Genomic DNA, 18,355 nt, shown 5'->3' with positions numbered 1-18,355 from the left:
GATGTCGCGCAGCGATTCGCGCCATGTGAGCTGGGAGAACGCCATGACACGAAACAGGTCTGCGCATCCCAGGGTGCGAACACCTGCATCGCCATCGTGACGTTCGATGATGCGCGAGAAGGTCTTCCAAGGCACAAACTCCATCACCTGTGCGAACAGCGTCTTGCCCACATTCATGCGCCACCCCGGGTCGTTGAAACCCGCGAGCATCGCAAATGAGCAAAACGAAATTCAAATCGTGGACACCCATGAATACTCTGGAACCCGCATCAGCATTGGCATTGCTGCTTGTCGTCTCAAAATAAACCGGACACTACTGGCAATATTCATAGATTTACTTTAAAAGTCGATTTAACTACTATCTATGAATGCCAAAGCAAAATATCAGCCCCGCCGAGCATCCCCAGGCCGTCCTCCAGCAGATTGAACGGCTAGGCCAGCACATTGCCATCGCCCGCAAGCGGCGGGGCGAGACGCAGGCCCAATGGGCACGTCGGCTGGGCGTTTCGCAACCCACCATGGCGCGCATCGAACGGGGCGACCCATCCGTGGCCATGGCCAGCTATGTGATGTGCATGTGGCTGGTGAATCCGGCGATGGCGGTGGCCGATGTGATTGCACCGCAGAACGACCATGCCGCGTTGGAGCGGGAGGTGGTTAAGGCTCGCAAGAAGTCCTTCAAGGCAAAAAAACAATCCAGTCATGACGTTCGAGTTGCTTCAGCAGAGCAAGAAATACGCTCGTCTAGGGCGGTGAACATCATCTCTTCTGCACAAGAATCTAGAGCGCATCCTGCGCAGATACAGGGCAGTGTTTATGAGGCTGCCACCAGTGCGGGTTCTGGGCATTCTTTGGGGGCCGTTTACTCAGCAGCGGAAAAGCTGCGCGACCCAAGATGGGGAGAACATCCCTCAGCCGAATATTTGAAGCCAGAGATCTTGAGTTGGCCTGAAAAAGAACTCGATGAGCTCAAGAAGTCTCTAAATAGCGAGTCAGTGGCAAGTGCCGCAACGGAGTTTGCTAAGTTGAATGCGCTCGGCTCTGGGGAGAAAGAGCTTCGTAAGCTCCATGAGTCTTTGGCGGGAGGTTCTACGGCAAGCGCTGCATACGAGCAAGCGAAATTGCAAGCGCTCAGCTCTGGAGATAGTGAATTTCAAAAACTGCATGAGTCTGCGACAGGAGGGGCCATTGCAAGAGCCAAAGAGGAGTACATGAGGGGGTATGCCTTGAACTCTTGGGAGGATGAACTCACGAGGCTTCAGAAGTCCCTTGTGGAAGGATCTGTAGCAGGTGCTGTTGAACAGCTCGCCAAAAATAACGCCTTGAATTCGCATGAAGGCATGCTTGAGAAACACAAGCAGTCTTTGACGGGTGGGTCGGTTGCAAATGGGTTGGCTGCGTTGATTCTGCAAAGACAGTTGGGAGGCAAATGACGGCAGTAGTTGTGCCGAGCAGTTATGTCCCACAAGACATGATGTTTTTGTGGATGCTTGTGAACCCCGAGCAGCCCACCTTGGTGGGCGAGTTGCGCTTGTCCCAGCTTGTGGCCGACTGTGCCACCTTCCAGTACCGCGAGGACTGGTGGCATTTCCCTCTGAGCGAAGACTTGCCCTTGGTAACGGGACAAGAGTTCACAGCAGGCGAACGTAGCAGTGCCCCAGGTGCCATTGACGATGCACGACCTGACCGTTGGGGCGAGCGCATCATCCGCCATGTGGACCGGCCTGCACGCTTGTCGATTTTGGAGATGCTGCTGTTTGCGGGCGATGACCGGTTTGGTGCGCTGGGCGTATCGGTGTCTGCAGACCGCTATGTGCCGCGTGCTTTGGGCCCATACCCCCAGGTACGGGACTTGGCACAGCTCAGCGCTGCCATGGAAGACCTGCAAACCCAGGCCCCGGTCACGGCTGAGATGCAGCGCCTGATCCAGCCCGGTGTGACGCTGGGCGGCGCACGCCCCAAGGCGCTGCTGCAAACCGATGCGGGGCCTTGCGTCATCAAGTTCAGTGAGCTGGACGATGCGGTGGACACGCCGCTGGTCGAACACGCCACCATGACCCTGGCTGCGCAGGCCGGTATCCGCGTTGCTGCCACAGGTGTGTTGCATGTGCCTGCTCGGCACGGCAAGGCGCGCCATGCGTTGACCATTGAGCGCTTTGACCGTGTGGGTGGCTACCGCCTGCATTGCCTGTCGGCCCGCACAGCGCTGCGCGCGGCGCGGTTGCCCGAGAGCTACAGCGCGCTGGCCACGGTGCTGCTGCGCTTGGCCCACCCCGACACGCAAGTGGCGCAGCGCGAAGAGCTGTTCAAGCGTATGGTGTTTAACATCCTCATGGACAACACGGACGACCATGAGCGCAACCATAGCCTGCGCTTGGGGCTGGATGGCTACTACGAACTGACCCCCGCCTACGACGTGGTGCCCACACTGCAAAACCTGGGCTACCAGGCGATGGCCGTGGGCTTGGCGGGGGCGGAGTCCAGTCTGGAGAATGCGCTGACGGAGCTGCGGGAATTCGGCATCCAGCGCGCTCGGGCCGTGGAGCTGATCCAGCAGGTCGCTCGAGTGGTGCACGGTTGGCAAGTCCATTTTGTGCAACAGGGGGTATGTCGTGCTGATATGGAACTGCTGCAGGCCAGCATCGACCGCGATGCACTGAGGGTGCAGAGGGTGGCTTTTCTCTAACGTGGGGCCCGTGTGGTGTGTGGCAGCAGGCTGTCAACGCGCCGCGCACAATATCGGCTGTGACCGTTCCTGACCCTGAAACCGCCCTCGATAACCAGGCCGCCACGGTACAGCCTTGTGCCAAGCAGCGACGCATTGCGCATTTGGACATGGATGCGTTCTACGCTTCTGTGGAACTGCTGCGCTACCCCCAGCTCAAGGGCTTGCCCGTGGTGATTGGCGGTGGCAGGCGCAAGGTGGACGATGCCTTGTTGCAGCACCCAGATGGTTCGGGCCCGCGGGAGCCTTGCTTCATTCCTGTGTCGGAATTTCCCTTGCTCAAGGACTACGTAGGCCGGGGCGTCATCACCACGGCCTCCTATGCGGCGCGGCAGTTTGGTGTGGGCTCGGCCATGGGCATGATGAAAGCCGCCAGGCTGTGCCCGCATGCCATTGTGCTGCCGGTGGATTTTGACGAGGTGCGCAGGTTTTCACGGCTGTTCAAGAGCACCATTACCGAGATCGCCCCGGTGATGCAGGACCGGGGGGTGGACGAGGTCTACATCGACTTCACCCACGTGCCCGGCGGCCAGCGCGAGGGCGGGCGCGTGCTGGCGCGGCTGATCCAAAAAGCCATTTTTGATGCCACGGGTCTGACCTGCTCCATTGGCGTGGCGCCCAACAAGCTGCTGGCCAAGATGGCAAGCGAATTTCACAAGCCCAAGGGCATTTCCATCGTGCACGAGGGCGACCTGCAACCGCTGGTCTGGCCGCTGGCCTGCCGCAAGATCAACGGCATTGGCCCCAAGGCCGATGACAAGCTGGCGGCCCACGGCATCCACACCATCGGCGAGCTGGCCGCGCGATCGCGCGCCTGGCTGGTGCAGCACTTTGGCAAGGCCACGGGGGCCTGGCTGCACGATGCCGCCTGGGGGCGCGACGAGCGCCCGGTGGTGACTGAAAGCGAGCCCGTGAGCATCAGCCGCGAAACCACCTTCGAGCGCGATCTGCACGCCGTGCACGACCGCGCCGAGCTGGGCCGCATCTTCACGGCCTTGTGCGAGCAGGTGGCGCAGGACCTGCAGCGCAAGGGCTATGCGGGCCGCACCATCGGCATCAAGCTGCGCTATGCGGACTTTCGCGGCGCCACGCGCGACCAGACCATTGGCCAGGCCACGCAGGACGCCGCCATGCTGCGCCGCGTGGCGGGCCAGTGCCTCAAGCGCGTGCCGCTGCAACAGCGCCTGCGCCTGCTGGGTGTGCGTGTGGCCTCGCTGGTGCCGGTGGCCGAGGCGGCTTTGCACCCTGCCGCTGCGCACTCCCCCGGCCCGGCGCAGGGAGAGACGCTGGGGCTTTTCTGACCATCAGGGAAATCACGTAAATTTTTGTGTCAGCAAACCACGGCACAATGGTTTGCACCGTTTCCGTGCGGAACCTTTCGGCAGGACTTACCTATGCGCTTCAACCTTCCCGTCACCAACAACGAATACGACTTCCCGGCCGACGAGCTGCTGATGTCCACCACCGATACCAAAGGGTTGTTGACACACTGCAACGCGCCCTTTGCCCGTGTGAGTGGCTTCACCATGGAAGAACTCATGGGCCAGCCGCACAACCTGATCCGCCACCCGGACATGCCGCCCGAGGCCTACAAGGACATGTGGTCCACCATAGGCCGCGGGCGCAGCTGGACGGGCTTTGTGAAGAACCGGCGCAAGAATGGCGACTTCTACTGGGTGCAGGCCCACGTCACCCCCATCATGCGCCAGGGAAAACCGGTGGGGTACATGTCGGTGCGCACCAAGCCCACGCGCGAGCAGGTTCAGGCCACCGAGGCCTTGTATGCGCGCGTCAAGCAGGAGCGCGAGTCCGGGCGCCAGACCATCCGCATCCATGCCGGTGGCGTGCGCAGCACCAGCATGTGGGACAACAACCTGCGCAAGCGCTACCGCGCGGGCCCCACGCTGCGCCTGGCGGCCATGCTGCTGCCGCTCATGCTGGTGTCGCTGGTGCCAGGCTGGATGGGCTGGAACGATGGCACGGCCGTGGCCCTGCACACCCTGGCCTGGCTGGTGACGGCGGGCCTGGTGCTGGCGCGCTACCACGTGGGCATGACCCTGCCCATCCGCAGCCTGCGCCGCCTGCTCAACGGCATGGCCGCTGGCGACCTCACGCACCGCGAGCCCGAGCTGCCCATGACCCATGTGCTGGGCAAGGTCATGGCGCGCGTGTAGCGTCTGCAACTCAACATCCGGGCCGTGGTGGGCGACGCGATGGAAGAGATGGAGCGGTTCAGCGGCATCTCGGCGGAAATCGCCCAGAGCGCGCAGGACCTGTCGGGCCGGGCCGAGTCGCAGGCCAGCAGCCTGGAAGAATCGGCCGCCGCCATGGAGCAGATCTCCGCCACGGTGGAAAACTCCAACGAGGCCGCACAAAAAGTGGTGCGTGAGAGCCGCCACAGTTCCGAGCTGGCGACCCAGGGCGGGCAGGCGGTGGCCCAGGTCAGCCAAGTGGTCAGTGCCATCGAGCAGTCTTCGCGCAAGATGGGGCAGATCATCTCCACCATCGAGGGCATCGCCTTCCAGACCAACATCCTGGCGCTCAATGCGGCCGTTGAGGCCGCACGCGCAGGCGAGCAGGGCCGTGGCTTTGCCGTGGTGGCAGGCGAGGTGCGCAGCCTGGCGCAGCGCTCGTCCGAGGCGGCCAAGGAAATCCAGGGGCTGATCAACGATTCGGCCACCAACATCGAACGCGGTGCCGGGCTGATGCAGTCGGCCAGCCAGACCATCGACCAGGTGGTGCAGTCGGTCGCGCACGTCAACTCCCTCATGGGCCAGATGGGCGAGGCGGCGCGCGAGCAGTCCGAAGGCATCTCCCAGGTCAACGAGGCCGTCACCCTGCTGGACCGCGACACGCAGCAAAACGCTGCGCTGGCGGAGCAATCGGCTGCCTCCTCGCGCGTCATGAGCGACAGCGCGGCCGTGCTGGGCCGCACGCTGGAAGTGTTCCGCGTGCGTTGAGGGTGGTGTCATCCCGATACGGTGTGCCGGGTGGCACACCGGCATCTTGACGAAAACTTACGTCAGACTTACGTTGTAGTCCCCGTCGCGCCGGGAGATTCCAATGACCCTCGAAGAACTGCAACGCATCAAGCAATGGCATGTGGATCACAAGGCCGACCACCCCTTGGAATACCACTTGTGGGATGCGGTCCTGACCTTCTGGCTCATGGGTTGGGTGGGTTGGTTTCCCACCTACCTGTTTGACCAGTGGTGGGGCGCACCCCTGTGTTGTGTGGGCATGCTGTTCCCCAGCCTCTATGTCACCTGGCGCGGTAGCGCGCACCGGCGCCACAAGCTGCGCTGCGACTGGCTCGATCAGCGCCGTTCCTGACTGCGCAACCCACCCTCACTGCCGCGCCGTGCGCACATTGGCCGGCAGCGCGTGAGGGTGGCTGGTGCGCAGGGGGTTGATGTCCAGCCCGCCGCGGCGCGTGTAGCGGGCGTACACCATCAGCTTGATGGGTTTGCAGCGCGTCCACAGGTCCATGAAGATGCGTTCCACGCACTGCTCGTGGAATTCGTTGTGGTTGCGAAAGCTCACGATGTATTGCAGCAACCCCTCTTGGTCGATCTGCGGGCCGCTGTAGGCAATCTGCACGCTGCCCCAGTCGGGCTGGCCGGTCACCAGGCAATTGCTCTTGAGCAGGTTGCTGGTCAGCACCTCGGACACGGGCGCTTCGCCAGAGGCCGCGGTCAGCAATTCGGGTGCGGGCTGGTAGCGCGTGCATTCCACGTCCAGCCGGTCCAGACTCAGGCCATCGAGTTCGTGCACGGGCTCGCGGTCAAACAGTTCGGGCAGCAGCAGTTTCACGCCCACGGTGGCGGCGCGGTCGGCACCGCGCCACACGGCTTCGCTGATGTCGGTGCGGATGCGTGCCTGCACTTCAGCCGCATCGGCAAAGCGCGTGTTGTTGAAGCTGTTGAGGTAAAGCTTGAAGGACTTGCTCTCGACAATGTTGGGTGTTTCGCAGGGCACGGTGATGTGCGCCAGCGCCACCTGCGGCTTGCCGCGCAAGTTCAGCCACGACAGCTCGAAAGCCGTCCACAGGTCGGCCCCAAAAAAGGGTGCTGCGCCCGCAATGCCGATCTCGGCGCGCTTGCCCGCGCGCGGGATGGGAAACAGCAGCGAGGCGTCGTATTGATCGGCATACGCCGATGTTTTGCCCAGCTGCGATTGTTCCGGCGTGGTCATGGTCTATCCTTTTACTATTAAATTAATAGCTGCTTGCGCTTATCGGGAAAGCGCTAGAGCCTGTTTTTATATAAATTCGCGCTCGCGCAGCCATTTGGTGGCAATCCACTTGTCGCCCGCAATGACCGGCGCGCCGCCATGCAGCGTGCGCGTGGACGGATCGGGGCGCTCGTAACTGAAGAACACGGCGTTGCCGCGCTGCGGTGCCACCTTGACCTGCACATCGGGGAAGATGGTGCCGCCGCCTTTTTCGGGCGTGTTCAGGTACATCACCAGCGTGCCCACGCGCTGCCCGCCGCGCCGCACGATGGTGGGGGTGCCGGGCTCGGCGGGGTCAAAGTAGTCGTAATGCGGCTTGTATTCGGCTCCGGGGCCGTAGTGCAGTACCTGCAGGCCTTCGCCATTTTCGATGGGCCAGTTCAGCAGGCGGGCAATGCGTTTTTCGATGCGCTGGATCAGCGGGCTCTCGCCCTGCTGAAAAAACATGCCGTCGCTGGTGCGGTCGTCGTTGATTTCGTCGCCGCCCGTCTGGGTGGCTACCGTGAGCGAGCGCGCCATGCGCGGGGCGGCGGCGGCGATCAGGGCGTCGCATTCCTCGGGCGCAAGCAGGTTGGCAAACACCACCAGGCGGGGCTGCGCGAGGGTGAGCAGCACGCCGACCTGCCGGTCGCCCGCATCCAGAAACGGGGGCGAATCTGCCAGCAGCGGTGCGGGCACGGCCAGGGGCGGTGCGCGGTGGTGGGCCTCGGGGCTGTTGCTGGTGGGTGCTTGCAGCGCATCGGCCAGCGCCTGCGCGGCCACGTCGTCGTCCCAGCCCGCTGCGCGCAGGGATTGCCGCAGGGCGGCGGGCGAGCAGCCGGCGCTGGCCTGCTCGGCAATCCAGTCGCGCAGCTCGGGCGTGATGGATTGGCGGGCCGGTTGCGCCGTGCTTGCCCCTGCCGGGGTGCGCTGGTCAGAACGCGTCGCCATGATGCTGCTCAGGCCGCCTTGCGCCGGAACACCAGGCGCTCGGGCTCGGAGGCGGCGGGGGCAAAGGCATAGCCCTCCAGGTCAAACCCTTCGAGCTGGTGGGGCGTGGCAATGCGGTGCGTGATGGCATGGCGCGCCATGAGGCCCCGCGCGCGCTTGGCATGAAAGCTGATGATCTTGTAGGCGCCCGCTTTCCAGTCCTCGAACACGCAGTCGATGACGCGCGCCTTGAGGGCCTTGCGGTCCACGGCCTTGAAATACTCCTGCGAAGCCAGGTTGACCACCACGGGTGTGGTGTCGGCACGCAAGCGGGTGTTGAGGTGCTCGGCAATCTGGCTGCCCCAGAACTGGTAGAGGTTGCTGCCCGCATCGGTGGCCAGGCGCGTGCCCATTTCCAGCCGGTAGGGCTGCATGCGATCGAGCGGCCGCAGCACGCCATACAGGCCGCTGAGGATGGCCACATGGTTTTGCGCCCAGTCCAGGTCGGGCGCGGTCAGCGTGCGGGCCTGCAGGCCTTCATACACATCACCGTTGAAGGCCAGCACGGCCTGGCGTGCGTTGGTGGCGGTGAATTTCGGTTGCCACACCTCGTAGCGCGCCACGTTCAGGGCGGCGAGCTTGTCGCTCAGACCCATCAGCGAGGCGATGTCCTGGGGGGATTTCTGGCGCAGCACCTCGATCAGCTGCGCCGACTGCGGCACGAACTGCGGCACGGTGTGCGGCAGCCCCTCGGGCAAAGGCGTGTCGTAGTCGAGCGATTTGGCGGGAGACAGCAGGAACAGCATGTTGGCGGAAGGTCTGTGGATCTCGGAGGGCAAGGCAGGCGGTGGCCGGGACACTGCAGGCGCTGGCGATGCGGGGTGCTGCATGCGTGCGGTGGCCACAGCGACCCAAAATGGTACCCGGTGCCGGGTTGCTGCTGGCCCCCACGGGTATTTGCGGGCTGCAATGAAAGAAGGCGGCCCAGGCCGCCTTCTTTGGTGGTGACTGCGGCCCGGGGGGCGGCAGACCTGTCAGGGCATCAAGCCGTTGGGGGTTGCTCAAACGGCAGCGTCATGGCAGAGAGGTCGCGGCGGGTTTCCACCAGCACCAGCGGGCCTTCGTCCAGCACCACGGCGGGCGGGCGCTCGCGCGGCACGCGGATGGGTTGTGGCTCGGCGGCAATCGCTGCCTGTACGGCGGCGATTTTTTCAGCATCCGAGTTCACCCATTGCAGGCCCGACGCAGCAGCTACTTGGTGCAGCGCATCGAGCGGCAGCGTAAAGCCCTGGACGCGGGGCATGCCTTGGGCCGGTGCCGCTGTAGGGGCTGCGGCAGGCGCCGGTGACACCGCGGGTGCGGACTTTGCAGCCACCGCCACAGGAGCGGGCGCTGGCGCTGGCGCGGCGGCCAAGGGCGCCGGTGCCGGTGCGGCAGCAGGTGCTGGCACGGGGGCAGCAGCTTGCACGGCGGTCTCGGCGCGGGGCTGTGCGGGTGCTGGCACGGGTGCAGGAGCGGGTACCAGCGCTGGCGCAGGGGCTGCGGGTGCTTGCGCCGGTGCCGGAGCCGCGTTGAAGTAGCTGCGGCGTGCCGGCTCTTCCTGGGCTTCGGTCGCAGTGGCGGCAACCGGGGCCGAGGTGTCGAGCTCCATCATGGCGGGGGCAGCCGATTCCACCGTGTCGCGGGGACCGCGTTCACCGCGTTCGCGCCGGTCACGGCCATAGCGGTCGCGTGAGCGGCGCTCACGGCGTTCTTCTGCGGCCGGTGCGACGTCGTTGCCGGTCAGGTCCAGATCGGGCAGCGATGCCAGCGGCGCGGTGTCCGCGAAGTCGGGCGTGGGGGCGCCGGTGTCTTCCCGGGACTCTGCCGCGCGGGGTGCGCGTTCGCCGCGTTCACGACGACCCTGGCCTTCACCGCGTTCACGGCGGGGGCCGCGTTCGCCACGGGGCTGGGTGCCAGCCGTTTCGGCGCCATTGCCGTTCGGGCCCGTCACCTGCGCCTGGATGGCGGTCTGGGCGGCGGCATTGTCGGCGTCGGCGCCAGCAGCGTTGTTGCGGGGCTCGTCGCGGCGGCCACGGCCACCTTCACGGCCTTCGCGACCTTCACGTCCATTGCGGCCTTCGCCTTCGCCACGGGGAGGACGGCCTTCGCCGTCGCGCGGGGCGCGGCCCTCAGCCGAGCGTTCACCACGGCGGCCACGGCCTTCACCGGCAGCTTCGCGGTTGCCATCACGGGCACCGCCTTCGCGGTTGCCGTCGCGGCCTGCGCCGCGTTCACCACGGCGGCCACGGCCTTCGCCATTGCGGCCGTCGCGGCGGGGTTCGCTGCGTGTGCCGGCTTCGGCGGGCGCAGCGGCCGGTGCGGGGGCTGCCACCGGAGCGGATGCCGGGGCGTCACCCATGCCAAACAGGCTCTTGAGCCAGCCGAAGAAGCCTTGTTCCTGGGCCGCGACAGGGGCGCGCGGTGCCGCAGGAGCGGGTGCGGCGGCTTGCACCGGGGCAGCAGCGGCCGGGCGCTGGCCCGCGCGCGGTGGGCGCACGGCGCCTTCGGGGCGCGGCTCGCGCGGTTCTGCGATGGGCGCGGGCGCATCTGGCAGCACACCCTTGATCACCGGGGTCTGCTTGTTGGTGGGCTCTTGCGAGCGGCGCGTCACGGCCGTGGGGTCTTCCACTTCTTCTGCGAGCTTGTAGCTGGCTTCGATGTGGTCCAGGCGCGGGTCGTCGTGCTTGAGTCGTTCCAGGCGGTAGTTGGGGGTTTCCAGCGTCTTGTTGGGAACCATCAGCACGGCGACGCGCTGCTTGAGTTCGATCTTGGCGATCTCGGTGCGCTTTTCGTTGAGCAGGAACGAGGCCACTTCCACCGGCACCTGGCAGTGCACGGCGGCCGTGTTGTCCTTCATCGACTCTTCCTGAATGATCCGCAGGATCTGCAGGGCCGACGATTCGGTGTCACGGATGTGGCCCGAGCCGCCGCAACGGGGGCAGGGGATGGACGAACCTTCGCTCAGGGCGGGCTTGAGGCGCTGGCGGCTCATTTCCATGAGGCCGAACTTGCTGATGGTGCCGAACTGCACGCGGGCGCGGTCCTGGCGCAGTGCGTCGCGCAGGCGGTTTTCCACTTCGCGGCGGTTCTTGCTCTCCTCCATGTCGATGAAGTCGATCACGATCAGGCCGCCCAGGTCGCGCAGGCGCATCTGGCGGGCCACTTCGTCGGCGGCTTCCAGGTTGGTGCGCGTGGCGGTTTCCTCGATGTCGCCGCCCTTGATGGCGCGGGCCGAGTTCACGTCCACGCTGACCAGCGCTTCGGTGTGGTCGATCACGATGGCGCCGCCCGAGGGCAGTTGCACGGTGCGGGCGTAGGCCGATTCGATCTGGTGCTCGATCTGGAAGCGGCTGAACAGGGCAGCATCGTCGCGGTAGCGCTTCACACGGGCGGCATGCTCGGGCATGACGTGCGCCATGAACTGTTGCGCCTGTTCGTAGATGTCGTCGGTATCGATGAGGATGTCACCGATGTCGTTGTTGAAGTAGTCGCGGATCGCGCGGATCACCAGGCTCGATTCCTGGTAAATCAGGAAGGCGCCCTTGCCGCCCTTGGCCGCGCCGTCGATGGCGTTCCACAGCTTGAGCAGGTAGTTCAGGTCCCACTGCAGCTCGGGCGCGCTGCGGCCAATGCCGGCCGTGCGCGCGATGATGCTCATGCCGTTGGGGTACTCGAGCTGGTCCATCGCCTCTTTCAGCTCGGCGCGGTCCTCGCCCTCGATGCGGCGCGAAACGCCACCGCCACGGGGGTTGTTGGGCATCAGCACCACGTAGCGGCCGGCCAGCGAGACAAAGGTGGTCAGGGCAGCGCCCTTGTTGCCGCGCTCTTCTTTTTCGACCTGGACCAGCAGTTCCTGGCCTTCCTTGATCACGTCATTGATGCGTGCCTGGTTGGGCGAGACACCCGGGGCGAAGTAGCTGCGCGAAATTTCCTTGAACGGCAGAAAGCCGTGGCGGTCTTCGCCGTAATCCACAAAGCAGGCTTCCAGCGAAGGCTCGACGCGCGTGACGACGGCCTTGTAGATATTGCCCTTGCGTTGCTCGCGCCCCTCGATTTCGATTTCGTAGTCGAGGAGCTTTTGTCCGTCGACGATGGCCAGGCGCCGTTCTTCGGGCTGCGTGGCGTTGATGAGCATCCGCTTCATGATGCGATTCCTTTGCGTGTTTTGCGGAGGGCAGCGGCGCAGCCAACAGGGCTGCGCGGGCTGCCACCCGCAGTTCCAAACCAAAAACAAGCTCTACCGGAGCTGTGAATGCCTGGACTGACGCATTGAAACGAAGGGAATTGCCGGGGATGCCGCAGTGCCGTCGAGCGCTAGCTCAACGGGGGCGGCAAGGGCGGGTGGATGGGGGCGAGTGGGAGTGTGCGCAGTTTTGCTATTGAAATAATAGCTGTATGCGCAGGCAGGGTGCGCGCTATAGGCAATATGACGCCCAAAAGCGGGGGCAAGCGCCACCGCCAGAGAGTCAATATCAATGCCATCAGCAACCACATGCTCGCTTCGATCCGCTGGCAGATTGCGCCCTGGTGGGGCGAATCTGCCAGCTTGGGGGATTCCGTATCAGTGTTTCAATTTGTCAGCCCGCCGCACGGCGTACAGGCCACTGCAGGCATCTGGCCTGCAATCTGCCGGTACGACGCCCGCTGGCATCGACCTGCCTGCGCAAATGCAAGGGCTGTGTGGACTAAACTCCAGACAAATCAACCACTTACACATTGACGCGCAGGTGAAACACATTATAGGGGGCAAACCGTCATCCGACCGCACCCCCGCCGCTCCCGCTCCCGCAGCGCGCCTGGTGGAGGTCGACGAAGACTCTGCGGGCCAGCGCCTCGACAACTTTCTGATACGCCAGCTCAAAGGCGTGCCCAAAACCCATGTCTATCGCATCATCCGCAGTGGCGAGGTGCGCATCAACAAGGGCCGGGTCAACGCCGACACCCGCGTGGAGGCGGGCGACGTGGTGCGCCTGCCGCCCGTGCGCATCTCCGACAAGGTGGCTGAAAAGGCCGAGCGGCCTGCTCCGGCGCGCGAGTTCCCCATCCTGCTCGAAGACGAACACCTGATTGCCCTGGACAAGCCCGCTGGCGTGGCGGTGCATGGTGGCAGCGGCGTGAGCTTTGGCGTGATCGAGCAACTGCGCCAGGCGCGGCCCCAGGCCCGGTTTCTGGAGCTGGTGCACCGGCTGGACCGCGAAACATCGGGCATCCTGCTGGTGGCAAAAAAAAGGTCAGCACTCACTCACCTGCAAGACCAGTTCCGTGAACGCGAAACCGGCAAAACCTATCTGGCGCTGGTTACGGGGACCTGGGCCCCCAACAAGAAGGTGATCGATCTGCCGCTGCACAAATACCTGCAGGCCGACGGCGAACGCCGCGTGCGGGTGACCACCGCCGATGACCCTGACGGCATGCGTTCGGTCACGCTGGTCAAGGTGCGGCAGCTGCTGCCGGCCCGACCGGCGCAAGGCCTGCCCGCCATGAGCCTGCTGGAGGTGACCATCAAGACCGGCCGCACCCACCAGATCCGTGTGCACCTGGCCAGCCAGGGGCACGCGATCGTGGGGGACGACAAATACGGTGATTTCGACCTCAACAAACGCCTGCACAAGCTGGGGATGCGGCGCATGTTTCTTCATGCGTGGCGGTTACAGTTCACGCACCCGGCCACCGGCGAACGCGTGCTGCTGAACGCCGAACTGCCGCCGGAGCTTGCCGACTTCGTTCCAACCGCCTGATTGCCCCATGCCTGCGACCTCCCGCCCACGCCGCTTTGACCTGATCGCCTTTGACTGGGACGGCACGCTGTTCGACTCCACGGCCATCATCGTGCGCAGCATCCAGGAGGCCGTGCGCGACGTGGGCGGTGCCGTGCCCACCGACGAAGCCGCTTCCTACGTGATCGGCATGGCACTCACCCAGGCCCTGGCCCATGCTGCGCCCGATGTGCCGCCCGAAAAATACCCCGAGCTGGGCAACCGCTACCGTTACCACTACCTGCAGCACCAGGACGACCTGAGCCTGTTCGACGGCGTGCTGCCCCTGCTGGGTGACCTGCGGGCGCAAGGCCATCTGCTGGCCGTGGCCACCGGCAAAAGCCGGCGGGGGCTGGACGAGGCGCTGCATTCGGTGCAGCTCAAGGGCGTTTTCGACGGCTCGCGCACCGCCGACGAGACGGCCGGCAAACCCCATCCCCTGATGCTGCAGGAGTTGATGGCCGAATTCGACGTGCCGCCCGAGCGCCTGCTCATGATTGGCGACACCACCCACGACCTGCAAATGGCGCTGTCGGCGGGGTGTGCCAGCGTGGGCGTGAGCTACGGCGCCCATGAGCCTGCGGCCTTTGACGTGCTGAATCCGCTGCATGTGGCCCATTCGGTGCGCGAGTTGCACGACTGGCTGCTGTCCCATGCCTAACTTGCGCGCCATCGCATCACCCGTGCCCGCTTGCCCATGACCACCGCCGATTCCATCGCCATCGCGCTGTGCAACAGCGCCGACCTGCAGGAGCGCCACCTGGCCGTGCCTTTTGACGTGGTGTATGCCGGGCAGACCTGCCGGGCCTTTGCCATCCGCTTCGAGGGGCGGCCCCACGCCTTCCTGAACCGGTGCTCCCATGTGGCCATGGAGATGGACTACCAGCCCGACCGCTTTTTTGACGACACCGGCCAGTGGCTGCTTTGCGCCACGCACGGTGCGACCTATCGGCCAGACACCGGCGCCTGCGTGGGCGGCCCATGCCGCGGCGGGCTGGTGAAAATCGCCCTGTCCGAAGTGGACGGGGTGGTGCACTGGCATACTGCCCACAACCTGCAACCCGTCGAGTTCTAGATGCATTACACCCTCGCTCTTTTGTTCATGCGCTGCACCCCCGCTGTGGGTGCACCGGCCCGCGTTGGCATGTCCCGGTGGGAGGTGTGAGATGAGTGATTCGCAACAACCCGGCGGTTCTGGTTCTGGCACAAAACCGTCTGTACCGCCCGACCTGTGGGCGCAAGCAGCTACTGAATCAGGAGCGGCCTCGGCAGCTCGCCCCAAGGCGGCGCTGGAGCTCGGCTGGGAGCGGGCCACGCTGGAAAAGCTGGCGTTTGCAGCCCTCAACGAGCAGCGCAGTGCACGGCGTTGGAAGATATTCTTTCGCCTGACCTGGCTGCTGGTGGCCGTGCTGGTGGCCTGGGCGGCCCTGGACCAGAGCACCAGTGGCGCCAGCAAGTTGGCGCCCCACACCGCGGTGGTGGATATCAAGGGTGAAATCGCCGCAGGCGCCGAAGCCAGCGCCGAGCTGGTGGTGGCCGCCATGCGCAGCGCCCTCGAAGACGAAGGCTCGCAGGCACTGGTGCTGCTGATCAACTCGCCCGGTGGCAGCCCGGTGCAGGCCGGCATGATCAACGATGAAATCCTGCGCCTGAAGGCCAAACACGGCAAGCCTGTGTATGCGGTGGTGGAAGAAACCTGCGCTTCGGCCGCCTATTACATTGCGGCGGCAGCCGACGAGATTTTTGTGGACAAGGCCAGCATCGTGGGCAGCATTGGCGTCCTGATGGACGGCTTTGGCTTCACGGGCACCATGGAAAAGCTGGGTGTGGAACGCCGCCTGCTCACTGCGGGCGAGAACAAGGGATTTCTCGATCCTTTCAGTCCACAGACGCAAACGCAGCGTGAATACGCCCAGACCATGCTGGACCAGATCCACCAGCAGTTCATTGGCGTGGTGAAGGCCGGGCGGGGTGATCGCCTCAAACCCACGCCGGAAACCTTCAGCGGCCTGTTCTGGACGGGCCAGCAGGCCATTGAAATGGGCCTGGCCGACAAGCTGGGCAGTCTTGACTTTGTGGCGCGCGAAGTGGTCAAGGCCGAAGACATCATCGACTACACCCGCCGTGAAAACGTGGCCGAACGCCTGGTCAAGCGTTTTGGCGCAGCGATGGGCGTGGGCGCCGCCAAGGCCCTGGCAACCCCCGCCACGGTGCAATTGCGTTGAACGCATTGGCCCCGGCTTGGTGGGGGCAGCAGAGGGGGGGGCAATGTTTTGAAGAAATATGCCCTTAACGCTTATCCAGTAAGCGCTAATAGCTATTAAATAGATAGCAAATTTTCAATCGCAATGCCTAACGTGCCTAACGCCCCAGGGCGAATACCACCGGTGTGCGGTTGTCGGTGGGGCATGGCAATTGGCGCCACTGGCGCACCAGCTGGCTGCGGATCTGGGCCTGGGGCAATGTCAGCCCTCCTGCCATGGCCAGCCGCGTGTGGGGCTGCAGGGTCTGCACCAGCGCCTGCCACAGCGCTGCGTTGCGATAGGGGGTTTCGATGAAGAGCTGGGTTTGCCCGGTCTTGAGCGCCAGAGATTCCAGCTCGCGGATGCGCTGGCTGCGCTCTTGCGCATCCACTGGCAGGTAGCCGGTAAAGGCGAAATTCTGGCCGTTGAGGCCGCTGGCCGCCAGCGCCAGCAGCAGTGAGACGGGGCCCACCAGTGGCACCACCGGAATGCCCAGATCGTGTGCTGCGCGCACCACCGATGAGCCGGGGTCTGCCACGGCAGGCATGCCCGCTTCGCTGATCAGTCCCATGTCGTGCCCCACCAGTGCGGCGGCCAGCAGCGGGCGGGCATCAAACGGCGCCGACCCCTTTTCACCATGGTCGCCTTTCTTGTGGACCTCGCGCGGCAGCTCGGTGATGGTTTGCTGCTGCAGCGAAGCGGCCAGCGGATGCAGGGGCTCGATGCGCTTGAGGTAGGCGCGTGTGCTCTTGGCGTTCTCGCAAATCCAGTGCGTAAGGCGGGCCGCCGTTTTCAACGTGCCATCGGGCAAGGCGTCTTGCAGCGGCGCCTGGGTGTCGCAGCCGAAGTCGAGCGGTGCGGGCACCAGGTACAGCGTGCCGTTGGTGGCGGTGAAGCTGGGCGCGTCGGACGGGGTGGTGGGGCGCGTGCTCATGGCAAGACCACCCCGGCGGCGCGCAGCATGCGGCAGGTGCGGATCAGCGGCAGGCCAATCAGGGCAGTGGGGTCGTCGCTCAGGATGGCGTCGAGCAACGCAATGCCCAGGCCTTCACTTTTGGCGCTGCCCGCGCAATCGTAGGGCTCTTCGGCGCGCAGATAGCGTTCAATCTCATCGTCGGACAGTGCGCGAAAGCGCACCTCCACGGGCGCCAGATCCACCTGTTCGAACCCCGTGGCCTCACAGACCACGGCCACCGCCGTCTGGAAAATCACGGTCTGGCCGCGCATCTGGCGCAACTGGGCCGTCGCACGCTCGTACGTGCCCGGTTTGCCCAGCGGGTGACCACCCAGGTCGGCCACCTGGTCCGAGCCGATCACCACCGCCTGTGGGTGCTGGCGGGCCACTGCGCGGGCCTTGGCCACGGCCAGGCGCAAAGCCAGGTCGCGCGGTGTTTCTTCGGCCAGCGGGGTTTCGTCAACCTCGGGAGCTGCTACGACGAAAGGCAGGTTCAGACGGGCCAGGAGTTCGTGGCGGTAACGCGAAGTAGAGCCCAATACCAATGGGCGTTGCGGGGTGGGGGATTGTTGCATCGGGCGATTCTCTTACACTGCCGCCATGACCAAGGAATTCTCTCCCGACCGGCTCGATGTCAAGGCCTTCGCTCAGGTAAGCGGACACCTGTCCGGGCACGACTCGCTGCTGAAATACGAGCGGTTGTCCCAGGAGGCCAAGGGCCTGCATCCCGATTTGCGGGTGGACTGGACGGCCACGGGCGAGCTGCGCACGGAACTCGGTGACAGCGGTCAGGTGTGGCTGCACATGAAGGTGCAGGCCGCTTTTCCCATGGAATGCCAGCGCTGCCTGACGCCGGTGGATGTGCCATTGGCCGTGGAGCGCTCGTTTCGTTTCGTGGCCGACGAAGCCACGGCCGAGGCGCTGGACGACGAGAGTGAGGAAGATCTGCTGGCCCTGAGCCGTGAATTCGATTTGCGCGAGTTGATCGAGGATGAGTTGCTGATGGCCCTTCCTGTGGTTCCGCGCCACGATGAGTGCCCCTCGGCCGTGCCGCTGGCCTCCAGCGACGACGATTTTGAGGCGGCCAGTGCAGAAAAACCCAACCCCTTCGCTGCGTTGGCAAGCCTTCGCAAAGAAGAAAAGGGACAGTAATTGGCGTTTGGGATATAATCGTGGGCTTCACGCGAATCCCCTCGGGTCTTTTTTGGGCTGATCGCGTTTTTACCAACCCTATTCAAGACCAGGAGCCATCATGGCCGTTCAGCAAAACAAAAAGTCCCCTTCCAAGCGCGGCATGCACCGCTCGCACAATGCCCTGAACGTGCCGGGCATTGCTGTGGAACCCACCACCGGTGAAACGCATCTGCGCCACCACATCAGCCCCAACGGCTTCTACCGTGGCCGTCAGGTGCTGAAGAACAAGTCTGAAGCCTGACTTTAGCCCTCTCCACAAGGCCCGTTGCTACTGCATTTGTAGCTCGGGCCTTTGTTT

17 protein-coding genes and 1 pseudogene are annotated in these 18,355 nt (G+C 64.6%); 11 read left to right on the top strand and 7 right to left on the bottom strand.

The annotated features are described in order from the left end of the window. On the bottom strand, positions 1-177 hold a 177-nt coding region (locus B7Y64_RS05490), incomplete at its 3' end, for a DUF4372 domain-containing protein (RefSeq protein ID WP_291328493.1). A gap of 191 nt (positions 178-368) precedes the next feature. Here B7Y64_RS05490 and B7Y64_RS05485 point away from each other — a divergent pair. The 5 genes and pseudogenes from B7Y64_RS05485 (at position 369) to B7Y64_RS05465 (ending at position 6,058) form a co-directional block, all read left to right on the top strand. Continuing rightward, positions 369-1,433, top strand: coding sequence for a helix-turn-helix transcriptional regulator (locus B7Y64_RS05485; protein ID WP_291323976.1), 1,065 nt, complete (start codon positions 369-371; stop codon positions 1,431-1,433). A gap of 38 nt (positions 1,434-1,471) precedes the next feature. Further along, positions 1,472-2,686, top strand: coding sequence for a type II toxin-antitoxin system HipA family toxin (locus tag B7Y64_RS05480; protein WP_291328487.1), 1,215 nt, complete (start codon positions 1,472-1,474; stop codon positions 2,684-2,686). A gap of 149 nt (positions 2,687-2,835) precedes the next feature. After that, positions 2,836-4,026, top strand: a complete 1,191-nt coding sequence (locus B7Y64_RS05475) for a DNA polymerase IV (protein WP_291328491.1) — start codon at positions 2,836-2,838, stop codon at positions 4,024-4,026. Positions 4,027-4,119: 93 nt separating this feature from the next. Continuing rightward, a pseudogene (locus B7Y64_RS05470) lies at positions 4,120-5,685 on the top strand (methyl-accepting chemotaxis protein). 103 nt (positions 5,686-5,788) lie between these two features. Next, the gene (locus B7Y64_RS05465) at positions 5,789-6,058 is read left to right on the top strand and encodes a hypothetical protein (protein ID WP_291323978.1); all 270 of its coding nucleotides are present in this window, start codon (positions 5,789-5,791) and stop codon (positions 6,056-6,058) included. Between the two features lie 15 nt (positions 6,059-6,073). Here the strand turns inward: B7Y64_RS05465 and queF are convergent, their stop codons facing one another. From queF to B7Y64_RS05445, 4 genes are all read right to left on the bottom strand, one after another. Further along, complete coding sequence (queF, locus tag B7Y64_RS05460) at positions 6,074-6,919, bottom strand: NADPH-dependent 7-cyano-7-deazaguanine reductase QueF (protein WP_291323979.1); 846 nt, start codon at positions 6,917-6,919, stop codon at positions 6,074-6,076. A gap of 66 nt (positions 6,920-6,985) precedes the next feature. Next, positions 6,986-7,888 carry a 2OG-Fe(II) oxygenase gene (locus B7Y64_RS05455; protein ID WP_291328485.1) on the bottom strand — a complete coding sequence of 301 codons (903 nt, stop codon included), beginning with the start codon at positions 7,886-7,888 and terminating at the stop codon, positions 6,986-6,988. A gap of 8 nt (positions 7,889-7,896) precedes the next feature. Then, positions 7,897-8,673 carry a peroxide stress protein YaaA gene (gene yaaA / locus B7Y64_RS05450; protein WP_291323981.1) on the bottom strand — a complete coding sequence of 259 codons (777 nt, stop codon included), beginning with the start codon at positions 8,671-8,673 and terminating at the stop codon, positions 7,897-7,899. 236 nt (positions 8,674-8,909) lie between these two features. Next, the gene (locus B7Y64_RS05445) at positions 8,910-12,053 is read right to left on the bottom strand and encodes an Rne/Rng family ribonuclease (RefSeq protein ID WP_291323982.1); all 3,144 of its coding nucleotides are present in this window, start codon (positions 12,051-12,053) and stop codon (positions 8,910-8,912) included. A 583-nt stretch (positions 12,054-12,636) separates the two neighbouring features. On the opposite strand from B7Y64_RS05445, the gene B7Y64_RS05440 reads away from it, so the two are divergent. From B7Y64_RS05440 to B7Y64_RS05425, 4 genes are all read left to right on the top strand, one after another. Beyond that, positions 12,637-13,647: an RluA family pseudouridine synthase gene (locus tag B7Y64_RS05440; protein WP_291323983.1), complete on the top strand. Its 1,011-nt coding sequence runs from the start codon at positions 12,637-12,639 to the stop codon at positions 13,645-13,647. A 7-nt stretch (positions 13,648-13,654) separates the two neighbouring features. Further along, complete coding sequence (locus tag B7Y64_RS05435) at positions 13,655-14,326, top strand: HAD-IA family hydrolase (RefSeq protein ID WP_114655621.1); 672 nt, start codon at positions 13,655-13,657, stop codon at positions 14,324-14,326. Between the two features lie 36 nt (positions 14,327-14,362). Then, positions 14,363-14,740 carry a Rieske 2Fe-2S domain-containing protein gene (locus tag B7Y64_RS05430; RefSeq protein ID WP_024814387.1) on the top strand — a complete coding sequence of 126 codons (378 nt, stop codon included), beginning with the start codon at positions 14,363-14,365 and terminating at the stop codon, positions 14,738-14,740. Between the two features lie 91 nt (positions 14,741-14,831). Beyond that, positions 14,832-15,890, top strand: a complete 1,059-nt coding sequence (locus B7Y64_RS05425) for a S49 family peptidase (RefSeq protein ID WP_291328483.1) — start codon at positions 14,832-14,834, stop codon at positions 15,888-15,890. 136 nt (positions 15,891-16,026) lie between these two features. On the opposite strand, the gene B7Y64_RS05420 is transcribed toward B7Y64_RS05425, so the two are convergent. Then, positions 16,027-16,842: an SAM-dependent methyltransferase gene (locus B7Y64_RS05420; RefSeq protein WP_024814389.1), complete on the bottom strand. Its 816-nt coding sequence runs from the start codon at positions 16,840-16,842 to the stop codon at positions 16,027-16,029. Continuing rightward, complete coding sequence (locus tag B7Y64_RS05415) at positions 16,839-17,438, bottom strand: Maf family nucleotide pyrophosphatase (protein ID WP_291323984.1); 600 nt, start codon at positions 17,436-17,438, stop codon at positions 16,839-16,841. Before B7Y64_RS05415 ends, B7Y64_RS05420 begins: the two co-directional genes overlap by 4 nt. 25 nt (positions 17,439-17,463) lie before the next feature. On the opposite strand from B7Y64_RS05415, the gene B7Y64_RS05410 reads away from it, so the two are divergent. Both B7Y64_RS05410 and rpmF read left to right on the top strand, forming a co-directional pair. Next, positions 17,464-18,015, top strand: coding sequence for a YceD family protein (locus B7Y64_RS05410; protein ID WP_291323985.1), 552 nt, complete (start codon positions 17,464-17,466; stop codon positions 18,013-18,015). 100 nt (positions 18,016-18,115) lie between these two features. After that, positions 18,116-18,298, top strand: coding sequence for a 50S ribosomal protein L32 (rpmF, locus tag B7Y64_RS05405; protein ID WP_005794249.1), 183 nt, complete (start codon positions 18,116-18,118; stop codon positions 18,296-18,298). Positions 18,299-18,355 lie beyond the last annotated feature (57 nt).

The sequence above is a fragment of the Acidovorax sp. 35-64-16 genome (genome assembly GCF_002281195.1).
Taxonomy (GTDB): Bacteria; Pseudomonadota; Gammaproteobacteria; order Burkholderiales; family Burkholderiaceae_C; genus Acidovorax; species Acidovorax defluvii.
This window is presented reverse-complemented; position numbering and strand designations above follow the sequence as displayed.